This window comes from Streptomyces asoensis (assembly GCF_013085465.1).
GTDB classification, from domain to species: Bacteria; Actinomycetota; Actinomycetes; order Streptomycetales; family Streptomycetaceae; genus Streptomyces; species Streptomyces cacaoi_A.
In genome coordinates, this window is sequence record NZ_CP049838.1 from 4,124,341 (window position 1) to 4,141,507 (window position 17,167).

At 69.9% G+C, this 17,167-nt stretch carries 15 protein-coding genes and 1 other RNA gene; 6 read left to right on the forward strand and 10 right to left on the reverse strand.

What is annotated here, in order from left to right:
* The first annotated feature begins 238 nt into the window (after positions 1-238).
* From G9272_RS18385 to G9272_RS18405, 5 genes are read left to right on the forward strand one after another with little or no spacing between them, the layout of a single operon-like run.
* Complete coding sequence (locus G9272_RS18385; RefSeq protein WP_437184280.1) at positions 239-1,528, forward strand: ABC transporter substrate-binding protein; 1,290 nt, start codon at positions 239-241, stop codon at positions 1,526-1,528.
* Positions 1,525-2,490: a carbohydrate ABC transporter permease gene (locus G9272_RS18390; RefSeq protein ID WP_171397596.1), complete on the forward strand. Its 966-nt coding sequence runs from the start codon at positions 1,525-1,527 to the stop codon at positions 2,488-2,490. Before G9272_RS18385 ends, G9272_RS18390 begins: the two co-directional genes overlap by 4 nt.
* Complete coding sequence (locus G9272_RS18395; RefSeq protein ID WP_171397597.1) at positions 2,487-3,311, forward strand: carbohydrate ABC transporter permease; 825 nt, start codon at positions 2,487-2,489, stop codon at positions 3,309-3,311. The genes G9272_RS18390 and G9272_RS18395 overlap by 4 nt, the downstream gene beginning before the upstream one ends.
* 30 nt (positions 3,312-3,341) lie before the next feature.
* Positions 3,342-5,612, forward strand: a complete 2,271-nt coding sequence (gene yicI / locus G9272_RS18400) for an alpha-xylosidase (protein ID WP_171397598.1) — start codon at positions 3,342-3,344, stop codon at positions 5,610-5,612.
* Entirely contained in the window at positions 5,612-6,628 is a 1,017-nt protein-coding gene (locus G9272_RS18405; protein ID WP_171397599.1) for a LacI family DNA-binding transcriptional regulator, read from the forward strand. Before yicI ends, G9272_RS18405 begins: the two co-directional genes overlap by 1 nt.
* Here the strand turns inward: G9272_RS18405 and G9272_RS18410 are convergent.
* From G9272_RS18410 to ftsE, 6 genes are all read right to left on the reverse strand, one after another.
* Complete coding sequence (locus G9272_RS18410; protein WP_171397600.1) at positions 6,615-6,977, reverse strand: hypothetical protein; 363 nt, start codon at positions 6,975-6,977, stop codon at positions 6,615-6,617. The two genes, G9272_RS18405 and G9272_RS18410, sit on opposite strands and share 14 nt — an antisense overlap.
* A 72-nt stretch (positions 6,978-7,049) precedes the next feature.
* Positions 7,050-7,438, reverse strand: a transfer-messenger RNA (tmRNA) gene (gene ssrA / locus G9272_RS18415).
* 132 nt (positions 7,439-7,570) lie between these two features.
* Positions 7,571-8,107, reverse strand: a complete 537-nt coding sequence (gene smpB, locus G9272_RS18420) for an SsrA-binding protein SmpB (RefSeq protein ID WP_253267850.1) — start codon at positions 8,105-8,107, stop codon at positions 7,571-7,573.
* 72 nt (positions 8,108-8,179) lie between these two features.
* Positions 8,180-9,358 (reverse strand): S41 family peptidase, encoded by a 1,179-nt coding sequence (locus G9272_RS18425; protein ID WP_171397602.1) that lies wholly within the window; start codon positions 9,356-9,358, stop codon positions 8,180-8,182.
* A 67-nt stretch (positions 9,359-9,425) separates the two neighbouring features.
* A complete protein-coding gene (gene ftsX / locus G9272_RS18430) occupies positions 9,426-10,343 on the reverse strand; it encodes a permease-like cell division protein FtsX (RefSeq protein WP_020132391.1) in 918 nt (305 codons plus the stop codon).
* 60 nt (positions 10,344-10,403) lie between these two features.
* The gene (ftsE, locus tag G9272_RS18435) at positions 10,404-11,093 is read right to left on the reverse strand and encodes a cell division ATP-binding protein FtsE (protein ID WP_020132390.1); all 690 of its coding nucleotides are present in this window, start codon (positions 11,091-11,093) and stop codon (positions 10,404-10,406) included.
* 236 nt (positions 11,094-11,329) lie between these two features.
* Here ftsE and G9272_RS18440 point away from each other — a divergent pair, with 236 nt between their 5' ends.
* Entirely contained in the window at positions 11,330-11,524 is a 195-nt protein-coding gene (locus G9272_RS18440; RefSeq protein ID WP_062647958.1) for a hypothetical protein, read from the forward strand.
* Positions 11,525-11,611: 87 nt separating this feature from the next.
* Here the strand turns inward: G9272_RS18440 and G9272_RS18445 are convergent, their stop codons facing one another.
* The 4 genes from G9272_RS18445 to G9272_RS18460 form a co-directional block, all read right to left on the reverse strand.
* Positions 11,612-12,445, reverse strand: coding sequence for a hypothetical protein (locus G9272_RS18445; protein WP_171397603.1), 834 nt, complete (start codon positions 12,443-12,445; stop codon positions 11,612-11,614).
* A gap of 270 nt (positions 12,446-12,715) precedes the next feature.
* Entirely contained in the window at positions 12,716-13,822 is a 1,107-nt protein-coding gene (gene prfB / locus G9272_RS18450) for a peptide chain release factor 2 (protein WP_054240261.1), read from the reverse strand.
* A 143-nt stretch (positions 13,823-13,965) separates the two neighbouring features.
* Positions 13,966-15,219, reverse strand: a complete 1,254-nt coding sequence (locus tag G9272_RS18455) for a serine/threonine-protein kinase (RefSeq protein WP_171397604.1) — start codon at positions 15,217-15,219, stop codon at positions 13,966-13,968.
* A 144-nt stretch (positions 15,220-15,363) separates the two neighbouring features.
* Positions 15,364-17,130 (reverse strand): serine/threonine-protein kinase, encoded by a 1,767-nt coding sequence (locus G9272_RS18460; protein WP_171397605.1) that lies wholly within the window; start codon positions 17,128-17,130, stop codon positions 15,364-15,366.
* Between the last annotated feature and the right edge of the window lie 37 nt (positions 17,131-17,167).

A 17,167-nucleotide genomic window follows, 5' to 3' on the forward strand; every position in this document is an offset into this window, starting at 1 on the left:
GCGTCGAGGAAGAGGCGGAGAGCCGCCCCAGGCATGGCCGGAAAGTTCACTGGCGCCAACACCGGATTGCCCGTTTTCCCCACCCGCCCCATTGACGTGACCACAGCAGCCACATAACTTCCCCCGTCGAAGCGCTTCGACGTCACCCATCGAATCGATTCGATGGACGCACCGTGACGCCCTCAGATCCATCCGACTCCCCTGGAGGCACAGGATGTTGACGGCACGAAGGCGTGTGATGGCACGACGGGGAACGGCGAGCGCGGCGGCGGTCCTCGCCGGATCGCTGCTCCTGGCCTCCTGCGGCGGCTCGGACGGCGGCGGCACCTCCGACGCCAAGACCCTGCGGCTGTGGCACTACGAGGCCCCGAACAGCGCGATGGGCGTGGCCTGGACAGCGGCGATCAAGGAGTTCGAGGCCCAGCACCCGGGCGTGAAGGTGGAGTTCGAGGAGAAGAGCTTCGACCAGATCCAGAAGACCGCCCCGATGGTCCTCAACTCCTCCGACGCGCCCGACCTCATGGAGTACAACAAGGGCAACGCGACGGCGGGCCTGCTCTCCAAGCAGGGGCTCCTCACCGACCTGTCCGCCGAGGTGACGAAGCGCGGCTGGGACAAGCTGCTCAGCCCGGGCGTGCGCACCACCAGCCGGTACGACGCGAACGGCGTGATGGGCTCCGGCAAGTGGTACGGCGTGCCCAACTACGCCGAGTACACGATGGTCTACTTCAACAAGGAGCTGTTCGCGAAGTACCGGCTCGCCGAGCCGAAGACGTTCGACGACCTGGTCGCGGCGATGGACACCTTCGCCGAGAACAAGATCACCCCGCTCGCCAACTCCGGCGCCGAGTACCTCGCCCAGCAGTACGTCTACCAGTTGGCCCTGTCCAGGGCGGACCGCTCCTGGGTCGACTCCTACGAGCTGTACAAAGGGAAGACCGACTTCCACGACGCGGCCTGGACGTACGCGGCCGACACCTTCGCCGACTGGGTGAAGAAGGGCTACATCGGCAAGAGCTCCACCAGCGCCAAGGCCGAGGACGCGGGCGTCTCCTTCCTCCAGGGCAAGGCGCCGATCCTGTTCTCCGGCAGCTGGTGGTACGGCCGCTTCCAGGACGAGGCGACGTTCGACTGGGGCACCACCCTGTGGCCCGGCTCGAATCTCACCCCGGGCTCCGGCGGCAACCTCTGGGTGGTCCCCAAGAGCGCCCACAACAAGGAGCTCGCCTACGACTTCATCGACATCACCATGTCGAAGAAGATCCAGAACCTGCTCGGCAACAAGGGCGGCGTCCCGGTCGCGGCGGACACCGCCGCCATCACCGACCCGAAGTCCAAGGAGCTCATCGCCAACTTCAACACCCTGTCCGGCCGCGACGGCCTGGCCTTCTACCCGGACTGGCCGGTCCCCGGCTTCTACGACGTCCTCGTCTCCGAGACACAGAAGCTGATCACCGGCAGCGAGAAACCCGACGACTATCTGGACGCGCTGCGGGAGGCGTACGACAAGGGCGTACCGAAGACATGACGGTGACCGTCGAACGCGGCGGGCGGGTGACCGGCAAGCAGGACGGGGCCGTTCACCCGCGCCGCGCCCGCGACTCCTACGCCCTGTTCCTGCTCCCGGGCGCCGTCGCCTTCCTCGCCGTCGTCATCGTGCCGTTCCTGATGAACACCGGGGTGAGCCTCACCGACTGGCAGGGGGTCGGCAGCCCCGAGTGGTCCGGGCTCGCCAACTACCGCGAGCTGCTGGACGACGCGGAGTTCTGGGAGAGCTTCCGGCACAGCCTCTTCATGGTCGTCGCGATGGCGGCGCTCCCCACGGCCGTCGGACTGGTCCTGGCCGCCGCCCTGTTCGACTATGTCGGCAAGCACTTCGGCAGCCGGACGGCGGCCGTCCTGCGTGCCTGCTTCTATCTCCCGCAGGTGCTGCCGATCGCGGTCGCCGGCATCGTCTGGAGCTGGATCCTCGCGCCCGACGACGGCTCGCTCAACGAACTCCTCCAGGCCGTCGGTCTCGGCTCCTGGCGGCAGGACTGGCTCGGCGATCCCGACCTCGCGCTCTGGAGCGTCATGGGCGTGATGGTGTGGGTGCAGCTCGGCTTCCCGCTGGTCGTCTTCATGGCGGGGCTGGAACGCGTCGACCCGCAGCTGTACGAGGCGGCCGAGCTGGACGGCGCCGGCTGGTGGCGTCGCTTCCGGCACATCACGGTGCCGCAGATCCGCCCGGAGATCTACGTCGTCCTGACCTGGTGCACGATCGCCGCGCTGAAGGTGTTCGGCGCGGTGTACGTCCTGACGAAGGGCGGCCCCGGCGGCGCGACGAACGTCCCCTCCTACTTCTCCTTCACCACGTTCTTCGAGAAGACGCAGGTCGGCTACGGCGCCGCGATCTCCACGGTCCTCACCGTGATCATCCTCGCCCTGTCCGTCATCGGCCTGAGACTCCAGACCCGCGCGGAGGACGCCGAGGAAGGGGCACGCGCATGAGGACGGCTCTGCGCCGCTACCCGGTCCTGATCGCCCTGTGTCTGGCCGCCCTCTTCATGGTCGTGCCGTTCCTGATCGTGGCGGTGAACGCGGTCAAGTCCCCGGCGGAGTACTCCCGCAACGGCCCGCTCGGCCTCCCCGACGGCCTCTACCTGGACGGCCTGAAGGACTTCTGGGAACGGGTGGACTACGACCGGAAGCTGCTCAACTCGGTGCTGATCAGCGGCTCGGTGGCGGTACTGGCCGTGGTCCTCTCGGTCCTGAACGCGTACGCGATCGGCATCGGGCGGATCAGGGGCCGCACCTGGATCCTGGCCTTCTTCGTGCTGGCCAACATGCTCCCGCAGGAGGCGCTGGTCTACCCGGTGTACTACCTGAGCAAGCAGGCCGGCCTGTACGACACCCGGCTCAGCGTGATCATCGTCTTCACGGTGATCCAGGCGGCCTTCGGCACCTATCTGCTCTCCTCCGTGCTGAGCCGGTTCCCGCGCGAGATCATCGAGGCGGCCCGGATCGACGGCGCCGACAAGTGGCAGGTGCTGTGGCGGATCGTCGTCCCCGTCAGCCGGCCCACCCTCGGTGTGCTGCTGGTCTTCTTCTTCATCTGGACCTGGAACGAGTTCCTGCTCCCGCTGGTCATGCTGATCTCCAACGACAACCAGACCGTGTCGGTGGCCCTCGGCGTCCTCCAGGGGCAGCGCCTGATGGACGCCACGATGACCAACGCGGCCGCCCTCCTCGGCGTGCTCCCGGCCCTCGTCTTCTTCCTCGTCTTCCAGCGGACCCTCACCCGCGGTATCGCCGTGGGTGCCGTGAAGTAGTGAGGACCGAGCAGTAAGGACCCCCCACCCATGAAGTTCACCGACGGTTACTGGCTGCTGCGCGAGGGCGTCACGGCCGCCCACCCGGCCGAGGTCCTCGACGTCGTCGAGTCGGACGGCGTCCTGGAGATCCACGCGCCGACCCGGCCCATCCGCAGCCGCGGCGACCTGATGACGGGACCGGTCATGACGATCACCGCCCACACCCCGATGCCCGACGTCGTCGGCCTCACCCTCACCCACTTCACGGGCGAGCGGCCCCGCGAGCCGGCCTTCGACCTCACCGAGGCGGAGCCCGCCCCCCTGCTCTCCTACGACGACGCGTACGCGACCCTGACCTCCGGCGCGCTCTCCGTGAAGGTCGCCCGTTCCGGCCCCTGGCACGTGGAGTTCCTCGCCCATGGGCGGACCCTCACCTCCAGCGGCCCCAAGGGCATGGGCATCATGCGGGACGCGGCCACCGGCGGCCACTACCTGCGCGAGCAGCTCAACCTGGGAGTGGGGACCTCCGTCTACGGCCTCGGCGAACGCTTCGGCCCGCTGGTCAGGAACGGCCAGGTCGTCGACATCTGGAACGCCGACGGCGGCACGGCGACCGAACAGGCCTACAAGAACGTGCCGTTCTACCTCACGGACGCGGGCTACGGCGTCTTCGTCGACCACCCGGGCAAGGTGTCCTTCGAGGTCGGCTCGGAGGCGGTGTCCCGGGTCCAGTTCAGCGCCGAGACACAGGAGTTGACGTACTACGTCATCCACGGCCCCACCCCGAAGGACATCCTCCGCAAATACACCGCCCTCACCGGCCGCCCCGCCCTGCCCCCCACCTGGTCGTTCGGCCTGTGGCTGTCGACGTCGTTCACCACCTCCTACGACGAGGAGACGGTGACCTCCTTCATCGAGGGCATGCGGGAGCGTGAACTCCCGCTCTCCGTCTTCCACTTCGACTGCTTCTGGATGCGGGAGTTCAACTGGTGCGACTTCAGCTGGGACCCACGGGTGTTCCCCGACCCGGAGGGCATGCTGGCCCGGCTGAAGGCGAAGGGCCTGCACATCAGCGTGTGGATCAACCCGTACATCGCCCAGCGGTCGCCGCTCTTCACGGAGGGCCGGGCGCTCGGTCATCTGCTGAGGCGGCCGGACGGGAGTGTCTGGCAGTGGGACCTGTGGCAGCCCGGCATGGCCCTCGTGGACTTCACCAGCCCCGCCGCCCGCGACTGGTACGCGGCCAAACTGGAGGCGCTGCTCGCGCAGGGCGTCGACTGCTTCAAGACCGACTTCGGCGAGCGCGTCCCGGTCGACGTGACCTGGTCCGACGGCTCGGACCCGGAGCGGATGCACAACTACTACACGTACCTCTACAACCGCACCGTCTTCGACGTGCTGCGCAAACACCGGGGCGAGGGGGAGGCGGTCGTCTTCGCCCGGTCGGCGACGACCGGCAGCCAGCAGTTCCCGGTGCACTGGGGCGGTGACTGCGAGGCGACGTACGAGTCGATGGCGGAGTCGCTGCGCGGCGGGCTGTCCCTGGGCCTGTCCGGATTCGGCTTCTGGAGCCACGACATCGGCGGCTTCGAGGGCACACCGACACCGGCGCTGTTCAAGCGCTGGCTGGCCTTCGGCCTGCTGTCCTCGCACAGCAGACTGCACGGCAGTTCCTCGTACCGGGTGCCCTGGCTGTTCGACGAGGAGTCGGTGGACGTGCTGCGGCACTTCACCCGGCTGAAGCTGCGGCTCATGCCCTATCTGTACGAGGCCGCCCGCGTCGCCCACGAGGAGGGCACGCCGATGATGCGGGCGATGGTGCTGGAGTTCCCGGCGGATCCCGGGTGCGCGCACCTGGAACGGCAGTACATGCTCGGTCCGGACCTGCTGGTCGCGCCGGTGTTCAGCGACGCGGGGGACGTGACGTACTACGTCCCCGAGGGCACCTGGACCCACTACCTCACCGGACGGACGGTGACCGGGCCGCGCTGGGTGCGCGAACGCCACGGGTTCCTCGGCCTGCCGCTGCTGGTGCGGCCGGGCGCGGTGCTCCCGGTGGGCGCCCACGCCGACCGGCCGGACTACCCGCACGCCGACGGGGTCACCCTGCGCACCTACGGCCTGGAGCGCGGCGCCCAGGTGACGGTACGGGTCGGGGACGTGACCTTCACCGTCGTACGGGAGGGGGACACCCTGCGGGCGTCCGCGAGCGACCCCGCGGCGCCGTGGGCGCTGGCGGCCGGGGACCGGGTCGCGCGGGCGGCGGCGGGCTCCGGGTTCCTGACCCTGGAGACCCCGGACGACCGGGAGCAGGCCTGATGGTGAAGATCACCGATGTGGCGCGGCATGCCGGGGTGTCCCCCAGCACGGTGTCGTACGCGCTGAGCGGCAAGCGCCCGATCTCCGAGGAGACCCGGCGCCGGGTCGAGGAGGCCGCCCGCGCGCTGGGCTACCGCCCGCACGCCGGCGCCCGCGCGCTGGCCAGCAGCCGCTCGAACGTGCTGGCGCTCGTGGTGCCGCTGCGGACCGGCATCCATGTCCCGGTCGTCATGCAGTTCGCGGTGTCGGTGGTGACGGCGGCCCGGCAGCACGACCACGACGTGCTGCTGCTGACCCAGGAGGAGGGCGAGGAGGGGCTGCGCAGGGTCGCGGACACGGCCCTCGTCGACGCGCTGATCCTGATGGACGTCCAACTGCACGATCCCCGGCTGCCGTTGCTGCGCTCGTTGGACCGGCCGTCCGTGATGATCGGGTTCCCGCTCGAGGCCGACGGACTGACCTGCATCGACCTCGACTTCCGGACGGCGGGTGAGCGGTGCGTGGAGCATCTGGCGCAGCTCGGGCACCGGGTGGTCGGGCTGGTCGGGTCGCCGCCGGAGGTGTACGTGCGCGGGACGGCCTTCGCGCAGCGCGTGGTCCAGGGGTTCACCGCGGCCGCCGACCGGGCGGGGCTCGCCTCCGCCGTCCACCCCTGCGAGGCGACCCCGGCCGCGGCCCGCCGGGTGGCGGAGCAGCTTCTGCGCGAGCAGCCCGCGTTGACGGGGGTGGTGGTCCACAACGAGGCGGTCCTGGAGCCCCTCATCGACGCGTTCGAGCAGCTGGGGCTGCGGGTCCCCGGCGACCTGTCGGTCACGGCGATCTGCCCGGACGAGCTCGCCGCGGGGCTCCGGGTGCCCGTCACCTCCATCGCGCTGCCGTCGGCGGAGGTGGGCGAGCGTGCGGTGGAGCTGCTGATGCGCAAGCTCGACGGCGAGACCGTACCCGAGGCGACCCTGCTGCCGCCGACGCTGACCCGGCGGGCGAGCACGGCGCCGCGAACGGTCAGTCCACGCTGACCGGGTTGCCGAGGCGGGTCCCCAGGAGCGCGCAGGACACGCCCTGGACGCCTTCGTACCCCACGGTCCGACCGGGGGCGAGTTCCAGGGCGAGGCGTTCGGCCAGCGTCTCGCCCTCCTCGTGCAGTCGCAGGAACGCGGCGTCCCAGCGGATGTCGTCACGGTCGGCCAGCCAGGTGTTCATGGCCGCGTCGATGCCACTCGCCCAGGCGGACAGATCGGCGACCAGGGCGTCGGACAGGCCGAGGGCGGCCCCGGGGTCGTCCGGGGCGAAGTCGTCGTAGGAGCCCCTGCGGAGGGGGCGCGCGTGGTACTCGCCCAGGAGCGTGATGTGCAGCGGGTCGTCCACCGGGCCCTCCCTCTCGTGTTACGGCAAGAACCCCGCCGCTCGGAAGCGACGGGGTTCTTGTTCACATGGGATGAGTGGAGATGGCGGGAATCGAACCCGCGTCCAACGGTGCAGAATCAGGGCTTCTCCGTGTGCAGTTCGCTGTGATTTTCTCGGCCCCGGTGATCACGCGAACAAGTCGCCGACGGGCCCAGTCACTGTTTGATTTCCCATCGAACCCCGTGACCGGGCTCGATGGTTTAGTCCCCTAGATTATGCCAGGATCCGGATCGGGAACACTTCCGGGCTGACACCCATTATGGGTCCTACACTCACTGCTTATTAGGCAGCGAGGGCGTAGGACTGGGAATCGCTCTTGGTATTGGCGATTATTTTTTGCGACATATGGTTTACGAGATCATTGCCGCTTCCTCGACACGCTTCCCCTGCTTCAACAGTCGCTGTCGAAACCGATCATCCCCATGTTGATTTTTCAATCCCTCCGAAGAGGGTTCGTGCCTGCTGTGAGGCACAGGTGCCATCGTACGTGACCAACGCACGACGATGCCACTGTATTCCCGGCGACCCGTGTGCGGCGGCTACGCGTGTGGTGGCTACGCGTGCCGCTGCTTGCGCTTCTCCGCCGCGATCACCCGGTCCGTCTCCCGGCGGTCCTGCTGCTCGCGCAGGGTCTGCCGCTTGTCGTACTCCTTCTTGCCGCGCGCCAGCGCGATCTCGGCCTTCGCCCGGCCGTCCTTGAAGTAGACGGCGAGGGCCACGATCGTGTGCCCCGTCTCCTCGGACTTCACCGCCAGCTTGTCGATCTCCTCGCGGTGCAGCAGCAGCTTGCGCTTGCGGCGCGCGGAGTGGTTGGTCCAGCTGCCCTGGAAGTACTCGGGGATGTGCGCGGCGTGCAGCCACGCCTCGTTCCCCTCGATCTGGACGAAGGCGTCGGTCAGCGAGGCGCGCCCCTCGCGCAGCGACTTCACCTCGGTGCCGGTGAGGACGAGACCGGCCTCGTAGACGTCGATGATCGCGTAGTCGTGCCGGGCCTTCTTGTTCTGCGCGACGATCTTGCGCTTGCCGTCCTTGACCTTGCCGGACGCGGCCGCCCCGCCCTGCTTCGGCTGGGACTCCTTCGGTACGTACATTCCCTTGCTCATAGTGCAGCCAGTTTCGCACCCGGAGGCCCACTGAGGGAAAGCCGATTACGCGGCGGTCGCTCAGGACACGTCCCCGAGGCCGCTCAGCACGGTCTCGGCCCGCTCCAGCGCCCCGTCGTCCGCCTCCAGGTCGGGAGTGATGCCCCGGCCGTCGACACCGTGACCGGAGGGGGTGCGGTAGTGCCCGACGGTCAGCTCGGCGACGGAGCCGTCGGGCAGCCGGCTCGGCATCTGGACCGAGCCCTTGCCGAAGGTGCGGGAGCCCACGACGACCGCGCGGCCACGGTCCTGGAGGGCGCCGGTGAGCAGCTCGGCGGCGCTCATCGTGCCGCCGTCGACAAGTGCGACCAGGGGGCTGGTGGTGTCGCCGCCGCCCTCGGCGTGCAGGGCGCGCTGGTCGCCGTCGACGTCGTAGGTGGCGACGAGGCCGCCGTCGAGGAAGGCGGAGGCGGTGGAGACGGCCTCGGTGACCAGGCCGCCGGAGTTGCCGCGCAGATCGAGCACGATCCCGGCACCGGCCGGGGTCCGGCGGACGGCGCTGCGCACGCTGTCACCGACCCCCTTGGTGAACGCGGCGACGGTGATGACGGTGGTGTCGTCGGAAAGCCGGTGGACGGTGACGGAGTCCGTGGACAGGAGCGCCCGGCGCAGGGTCTCGGTCCACGCGCGCGTGCCGCGCTCCAGGCCGAGACGGACGGTGCTGCCGGCGCTCGCGCCCGTGGCGTCACCGCGCAGTAAGGAGACGACGTCGGTGACCGGGAGGCCTTCGACGGACCGTCCGTCGACGCTGCGCAGCCGGTCGCCCGCGCGGATCCCGGCGGCGGCCGCGGGCGATCCCGACTGCACCTTGGTCACCTCGATCCGGCCGTCCCGGTCACCTCGCGCCTCCAGGCCGACGCCGGTGTACCGGCCGTCGAGGGACGCCTCGAACTCCGCGTACTCGCCCTCGGAGTAGACGGCAGCCCAGCGGTCCCCGCTGCGGCTGACGGCGCGCTCGGCGGCCTCCATCGGGGACTTGCCGTCCGCGGCGGCCTCCTCGGCGGCCCGCGTCACGTCCTCGGAGTGGCCGACGGGGGCCGGGGAGGGGGCGGCGCCCGAGGCGCTGCGCCCGCCCTCTCCGGGGTCACCCGGCAGGGATCCGGTGGCGGCGCCGGCGACCAGCACGCTCGCGAACACCAATGTCAGGACGGCCCCGCGGCCGAAACGGCGGGGCTGACAGAACAGGTCACGGCCTGACATGGCGGTGAGTCTAGGGGAACGCGAAGGGCCGTACGGTCGGTTGACCGTACGACCCTCGGGGCGTGCGTCACACCTTCAGGTACTTGCGCAGCGCGAAGAACGCGGCCAGCGCGGGCATCAGCAGGCTCGTGGCGAGGATGAGCGGAAGCTTCGTCAGCACGGCGTCCCAGCCGATGAAGTTGATCAGATTCAGCTTCTCGGACAGGGCCAGGCCGTTGTCGATGATGAAGTACCGGGCGATCACCAGGAATCCGCAGGCGACCGTGCCGCCGATCAGCCCGGCGACCGCGGCCTCGGCGATGAACGGCGCCTGGATGTAGAAGCCGGAGGCACCGACGAGCCGCATGATCCCCGTCTCACGCCGTCGGCTGAAGGCCGAGACGCGCACGGTGTTGACGATCAGCATCAGCGCCACGACGAGCATCAGCGCCATGACCGCCCGCGCCGCCCAGTTCATGCCGTTGAGCAGCCCGAAGAGGTTGTCCAGGATGCCCTTCTGGTCCTGCACGGACTGCACGCCGTCCCGCCCGTCGAAGGCGGTCGCGATGACCTGGTACTTCTCCGGGTCCTTCAGCTTGATGCGGTACGACTCCTGCATCTGGTCCGGCGTGAGGGAGCTGGCCAGCGGGGAGTCGCCGAACTGCTCCTTGTAGTGCTTGTACGCGTCGTCCTGCGACTCGTACGTCACCTTCTCGACGACCCCCATCTTGTCGAGGTCGGACTTGATCTGCTTCTTCTGGTCCGCGGTGACCGCGCCCTTGGCGCAGTTCGGGTCGGACTCGGCGTCGCTCTTGTTGCAGAGGAACACCGAGACGTTGACCTTGTCGTACCAGTAGCCCTTCATCGTGCTGACCTGGTCACTCATCAGCAGCGACCCGCCGAAGAGCGCCAGGGACAGGGCGACGGAGACGACGACGGCGAAGGTCATCGTCAGGTTGCGGCGGAGACCGACACCGATCTCCGACAGTACGAACTGGGCGCGCATGGCGAGTTGTTCAGGCCTTTCCGGGGACGTCCGCGAGAGCGGGGGCGATGGCGGGAGCGGTCAGTGCTGGTAGCCGTAGACGCCGCGCGCCTGGTCGCGGACGAGACGGCCCTGCTCCAGCTCGATGACGCGCTTGCGCATCTGGTCCACGATGTTCTGGTCGTGCGTGGCCATCAGCACGGTCGTGCCCGTCCGGTTGATCCGGTCGAGCAGCTTCATGATGCCGACGGAGGTCTGCGGGTCGAGGTTGCCGGTGGGCTCGTCCGCGATCAGCAGCTTGGGCCGGTTCACGAAGGCCCGCGCGATGGCGACGCGCTGCTGCTCACCACCGGAGAGCTCACCGGGCATCCGGTCCTCCTTGCCGCCGAGCCCGACGAGGTCGAGCACCTGCGGCACGGATTTGCGGATCTCGCCCTTCGACTTGCCGATGACCTCCTGCGCGAAGGCGACGTTCTCCGCCACCGTCTTGTTCGGCAGCAGCCGGAAGTCCTGGAAGACCGTCCCCAGCTGGCGGCGCATCTGCGGCACCTTCCAGTTGGAGAGGCGTGCGAGATCCTTGCCCAGGACGTGCACCTGACCGTGGCTGGTGCGCTCCTCGCGGAGGACCAGCCGCAGGAAGGTGGACTTGCCGGAGCCGGAGGATCCCACGAGGAACACGAACTCGCCCTTCTCGACCTCGAGGGAGACATCCCTGAGTGCGGGGCGGGTCTGCTTGGGGTAGACCTTGGAGACGTTGTCGAATCGGATCACGGGTGCACCACGGGTCGCCGGGGGTAGATGAGCGTGACCATACGCGAACCGGGGAGGGCGGCGCAGGCATCAGGAGGGGTTGAGTGGGGCTTGTGCCTTTTTGTGCGGGACTTTGTACACCCACCGCTCTCCGGGTGGGCCGCGCACCCTCCGGAGGAACCTGGCACAGTGGAGGGGGAACGTTCCCGTTCCCCGAGGCGTTGTGTACATGGAACCGGTGCAAGGAGGGCGAGCGCATGACGTACGACCGGCTGGTGTGCGCTAACTGCGCCGCGCCCGTGAGCGAGGGCCGGTGCCCGGTGTGCCGCGCGAACCGCGAGCGGATGCAGCAACAGGACAACTTCTTCGCGGGGCTGAACCCGATGGCGCTGATCGCGCTGCTCGCGGTGCTGGTGGCGGCGCTGGCGCTGCTGGCGCACCAGACCGCGTAACCCCCGGATACGCACGTCAAGGGGCCCGGAGCTGATCACTCCGGGCCCCTTCGCGCGTACGTCACGTACGGGTGCGACTACCTACCGTCAGGCAGCGGCTCCGCCGCGGCCCGCCGCGAGGCGCGGCAGCACACGGAAGCCGATGCCGCCGGCGATCATCGTGGCGGCACCGATGATCAGGAACGTGGTCTGGCCCGCACCGGTCTCGGCGAGCTCCTTGCCACCACCCTGCGCGCTGGTGTCGGCGGCGGCGTCCGAGGTGTCGGTCAGCGCGGAGCTGCCCTCCTCCTGGGTGGAGGTGCCGTCGGTGTCGGTACCGCCCGCGGTGGAGCCGCCGCCGGTGGTGCCGGAACCGCCGGTGCTGCTCGAACCGCCGGTGGAGTCGTCACCGCCGGTGGTCGAGCCGCCGCCGGAGGTCGAGCTGCCACCGGTGGTGGAGCCGCCCGTGGTGGTGGAGCCACCGGTCGTGGTGGAACCGCCGGTGGTGGTGGAGCCGCCCGTGGTGGTCGAACCGCCCGTGGTGGTGGAGCCACCGGTCGTGGTGGAACCGCCCGTGGTGGTGGAGCCACCGGTCTCGGTCCCACCGGTCTCCGTGCCGCCGGTCTCGGTCCCACCGGTCTCGGTCCCGCCGGTCTCCGTGCCGCCGGTCTCGGTCCCGCCGGTCTCCGTGCCGCCGGTCTCGGTCCCGCCGGTCTCCGTGCCGCCGTTCTCGCTCCCGCCGTTCTCCGTGCCGCCGGTCTCGCACTCCGGGGTGACGATGATGGTGCAGTCGTCCTCGCCGTCCATGGGGACGATCGTGCTCGTGTCGACAAGCGCGTCATCGTCGGCCGAGGCGACGCCGGCGACCGTCAGCGAAGCGCCCGCGGCGATCATGGCGCCGGCGGCTATGCGCGCGAAACGGATCCGCGTCTTCTTGGTCATATAGCTGCTACCCCCAGTAGCTGAATCGTCGATGAGGCCGCGTCCGGGGCCGTGATCGACGGAGGTAGCTGAGATGTAGCCGAAGCCCCCGGTTCACATGCGCCCCAGAGATACGCATGCCACACTGCACCTTCCCCACTTTTCAAAGCATCGTCAAGGTCGTTGCGTACGCAATGTCCAAGTCGGGGCGCTTTGCGTGTCGTTGGTGCTGTGAATGTGATGTAAAAAGCAACCGCCCCTGATTCAGGGGCGGTTGCCTTGTCGACAAAGTTACTTCTCTTGCTGCTTGCGCCAGCGAATTCCGGCTTCCAGGAACCCGTCGATCTCACCGTTGAACACGGCCTCGGGGTTACCGACCTCGAACTCGGTGCGCAGGTCCTTGACCATCTGGTACGGGTGCAGGACGTACGAACGCATCTGGTTGCCCCAGGAGTTGCCGCCGTCGCCCTTGAGCGCGTCCATCTTGGCCTGCTCCTCCTGCCGGCGCCGGTCGAGCAGCTTGGCCTGGAGGACGTTCATCGCGGACGCCTTGTTCTGGATCTGCGACCGCTCGTTCTGGCAGGAGACGACGATGCCGGTGGGGAGGTGGGTGAGGCGCACCGCGGAGTCGGTGGTGTTCACGCCCTGGCCGCCGGGACCGGAGGACCGGTAGACGTCGACCCGCAGCTCGGACTCGTCGATCTCGATGTGGTCGGTGGTCTCCACCACGGGAAGGATCTCGACACCCGCGAAGGAGGTCTGCCGACGCCCCTGGTTGTCGAAGGGGGAGATGCGCACGAGCCGGTGCGTGCCCTGCTCCACGGAGAGGGTGCCGTAGGCGTACGGGATCTGCACGGCGAAGGTGGTCGACTTGATGCCGGCCTCTTCGGCGTACGACGTCTCGTAGATCTCGGTCTTGTAGCCGTGTTGCTCCGCCCACCGCAGGTACATCCGCTGGAGCTTCTCCGCGAAGTCGGCGGCGTCGACGCCACCGGCCTCGGCACGGATGTTCACGAGTGCCTCGCGGGAGTCGTACTCGCCGCTGAGCAGCGTACGGACCTCCATCTCGTCCAGCGCCTTCTTGACGGAGGTGAGCTCGGACTCGGCCTCGGCGAGGGTGTCCGGGTCGTCCTCCTCCTGGGCCATCTCGAACAGCACGGAGAGATCGTCGATCCGGCTGCGCAGCGCGTCCGCCTTCCTGACCTCGGCCTGGAGGTGGGACAGCTTGCTGGTGATCTTCTGCGCCTCGTCCGGGTTGTCCCACAGGGACGGCGCGGCCGCCTGCTCCTCGAGCACGGCGATATCTGCCCTCAGCTTGTCGAGGTCCAGAACGGCCTCGATCGACTCCATGGTCGAGGAGAGGGACTTGAGCTCTTCGGATACATCGACGACTGCCACGCCTCCAGCCTAACGGACCCGGCATCCGAGCCCGTCCGGCCTCGGCTGCCGAGCCCCGGTCAGGACATTCCGGCCCGTCCGGCGGTCGAGGACGAGGCCCCTTCAGGGCCGAAGCGGGGGTCCGGGGGCGGCAGCCGCCAGGGTCAGGGGGACGCCGGCGTCGAGTTCTTCGTGTCCTGCGGAGTCGCCCCCGCGTCGTCGCCGGAGGTGGCCGCCCAGGTGCCGATGCCCGCCGCGGCGACCAGCGCCACCGCCGCCACACCCAGCGTGATCCGGCGCCGCCGGGTGGCGGAACGGTTCCGTGCCGAGCCGGGGCGCGGCGCGCCGGCCGCCCTCGGTACCCGTGCCGTGCCGTGCGCCCCGCCCGCCAGCTCGTCCGGCGCGGGCACCCGCATCGACGTGTGGGTGTCCCGGTTGGAGTCCGGCTTGGCGCCGGGCACCAGCGGGACCGACCCGCGCCGTACCCGTCCGGAGGGAGCAGAGGGAGAGGACGCGGAGGGCGCGGTCTCGGCCGGCTCGCCCTCCCCTTCCTCCTGCTCCGGGTCCGGCTCGTCGACGTCCAGCGGCGGCATCCCGGCCAGCGTCGGCAGCTGCTCCCGCAGCCGTGCCGCCAGCTCGGACGCCCGCAGCCGGGACGCCGGCGCCTTCGCCAGGCACTGCACGAGGAGCTGCCACAGCTCGTCCGTGATGCCGGGGAGCGGGGCGACGGACTCGGTGACGTGACGGCGCAGCACCGCGCCGGGGTGGCCGCCGCCGAACGGTGTGAAGCCCGCGAGGAGCTCGTACAGCACGGTCGCCAGGGCGTAGATGTCCACCGAGGCGCGCGGCGGCAGGCCCTCCACGATCTCCGGCGCCAGGTAGTCCGGCGTGCCGATGATCTTCGTGGCGCGGGTCCGTTTGGGGGTGTCGATCAGTTTCGCGACGCCGAAGTCGGTCAGCAGCGCGCGGTGCGAGCCGCCGGGGCCGAGCGGGCCCTGCATGTCGAGCAGGATGTTCTCGGGCTTCACGTCCCGGTGCACGATCCCGGCCGCGTGCGCGGCGGCCAGTCCCTCGGCGATGTCCGCGACGATCGCCACGGCGGCCTCGGGCGCGAGCCGCCGGTCCCTCTCGAGGCGGGTACGCAGGTCCGTGCCGCGGACGAGGTCCATGACCAGGGCCAGGTCGTTGCCGTCGACCACCAGGTCCCGTACGGACACCACGTGCGGGTGCTCCAGGCCGAGCAGTGCCGTGCGCTCCTGCACGAAGCGGCCCACGAGCTCCTCGTCGGAGGCGAGGTCCTCGCGCAGCAGCTTTACGGCGACGGGTCCGTCCGGTCCCTCGCCCAGCCACACCGTGCCGGCGCTGCCCCGTCCCAGGATCTGGTGGGCGGTGTACCGGCTGCCGATCTTCCGTGCCAAGGCTGCTCCTACAGACGCGTGTTGCCCATCAAAGTACGCGTCCGAGGAGCCAACCTTCACCGCGGAGACGGAAATCACCCGTCGGATGTCGACAAGTACACAAACTCGCGGTCAGGACCGGAGTCCGTGCCGGTCGCCGGTGCCTCAGTTGCCGGCGCCGCCCGTGCCGCCGCCGCCCGAGTCGGCCAGGTCGCCGATCCAGCCGGTGACGTCGTTGAACCAGCCGCTGATCAGCTGCCAGTAGTTCTTGCCGGTGCCGATCCAGCCCTGGAGCGGGCTCAGCTCCCAGATCAGCCATCCGGCCACGAACAGGATGACGATCGTGAACAGGCAGCCCTTCAGGCAGCCGAGCCCGGGGATCTTCATCGGGTTGGCACTGCGCTGTCTCGGCTCGCGCGGCTGACGGGGTTCCGGCTCGGGCCGCTGCCTCGGCTGCTGCTGAGGCTGCGGCGCGTACCGCTGGGGCTGCTGTTGCGGCTGCTGGTGCTGCGGCGCGTACTGCTGCTGCGGCTGCCCCTGGTACCCGTAACCGGGGGGCTGCTGCTGGCGCTGCTGAGGTCGTTGCTGCTGCTGAGGCCGCTGTTGCTGCTGGTTCTGCTGCGGATACGGCTGCTGCGGCTGCTGCTGGCGGGAGACCTGCCGCTGGGGGCGGCGGCGCAGCGGGTCGTCGCCGGGGTCGAGGTACTGCTGGACCTGCGTCGGCTCGTTGCGGTCGCGGGCGGCCCGCATCTGGGACTGCCAGGGATGCGGCTCCTGGCCCTGCTGGCCCTGCTGTCCCGGCTGGTGCGGCGGCACCGGCGGCAGGACGGCCGTCGGATCGGCGGCGCCCGCCGGACCGCTGGTGTGCGGCAGCACGGCGGTGGGGTCGGCGGCGCCCGCGGGACCGCTGGTGTGCGGCAGCACGGCGGTGGGGTCGGCGGCGCCCGCGGGACCGCTGGTGTGCGGCAGGACACTGGTCGCGGCGTTCGGGTCGTAGGCGCCGCCCGGCACGGTCGCGGGCGCCGGGTCGGGCGTGAGCAGGTGGCCGACGCCGTCGGCGGCGGCGATCTGCATCGAGTTCGCGTGCACCCCGATGCCCTCGGCGACGATGCGCAGCCCGCGCGCGAGGTTCTCGGCGCTCGGCCGGTCGTCGGGGTTCTTGCGCAGGCAGCGCTCGATGACCGTCCACAGCGGGTCCGGGACCGTGGACGGGCGGCGCGGCTCGGCGTTCAGGTGCTGGTGGAGGACCTCCAGGGCGGAGCCGCCGGAGAACGGCGGACGCCCGGTGACCAGCTCGTACAGCAGGATGCCGGCGCCGTAGATGTCCACGGCCGAGGTCTGCGGGCGGCCCTCGGCGGACTCCGGCGCGACGTACGCGGGCGTGCCGACGAACTCGCTGGTCCGGGTCAGGCCCGGGGAGTCGGCGAGGCGCGCGATGCCGAAGTCGGTGAGCAGCGGGTGCATCTGCCCGCCGTTCTGCATCAACAGGACGTTGGCCGGCTTCAGGTCGCGGTGCACCACGCCGTCGGCGTGGCTGGCGGCGAGCGCGTCGGCGACCTGGGCGGTGAGCAGGGCGGCGGCGACGGGCGTGAAGGGGCCGTTCTCGCGCAGGTAGCGGTGCAGGTCGGGGCCGTCGACGAGGTCCATGACCAGCGCCAGCAGATCGCCCTCGACGACCAGGTCACGGACCCGGACGATGTTCGGGTGGGTCAGGCGCAGCAGCACCGACCGCTCGCGCAAAAAGCGCATCACGACATCGGGGTCGTTCGCGAGCTCCTCCTTGAGGACCTTGATCGCGACGGTCTCCCCGGGCTGGCCGGCCACGGCCGCCTCGGCGCCCGCGGTCTCGCGCTGGCGGGCTCGCCAGACGGTGCCCGTGGCGCCGCGTCCGAGCGGCTCCTCGAGCAGGTACTTGCTGCCGACTGGCCGCACGTCACGCGCTCCCTGCTGCTTGCTTGCCTGTCCTGTC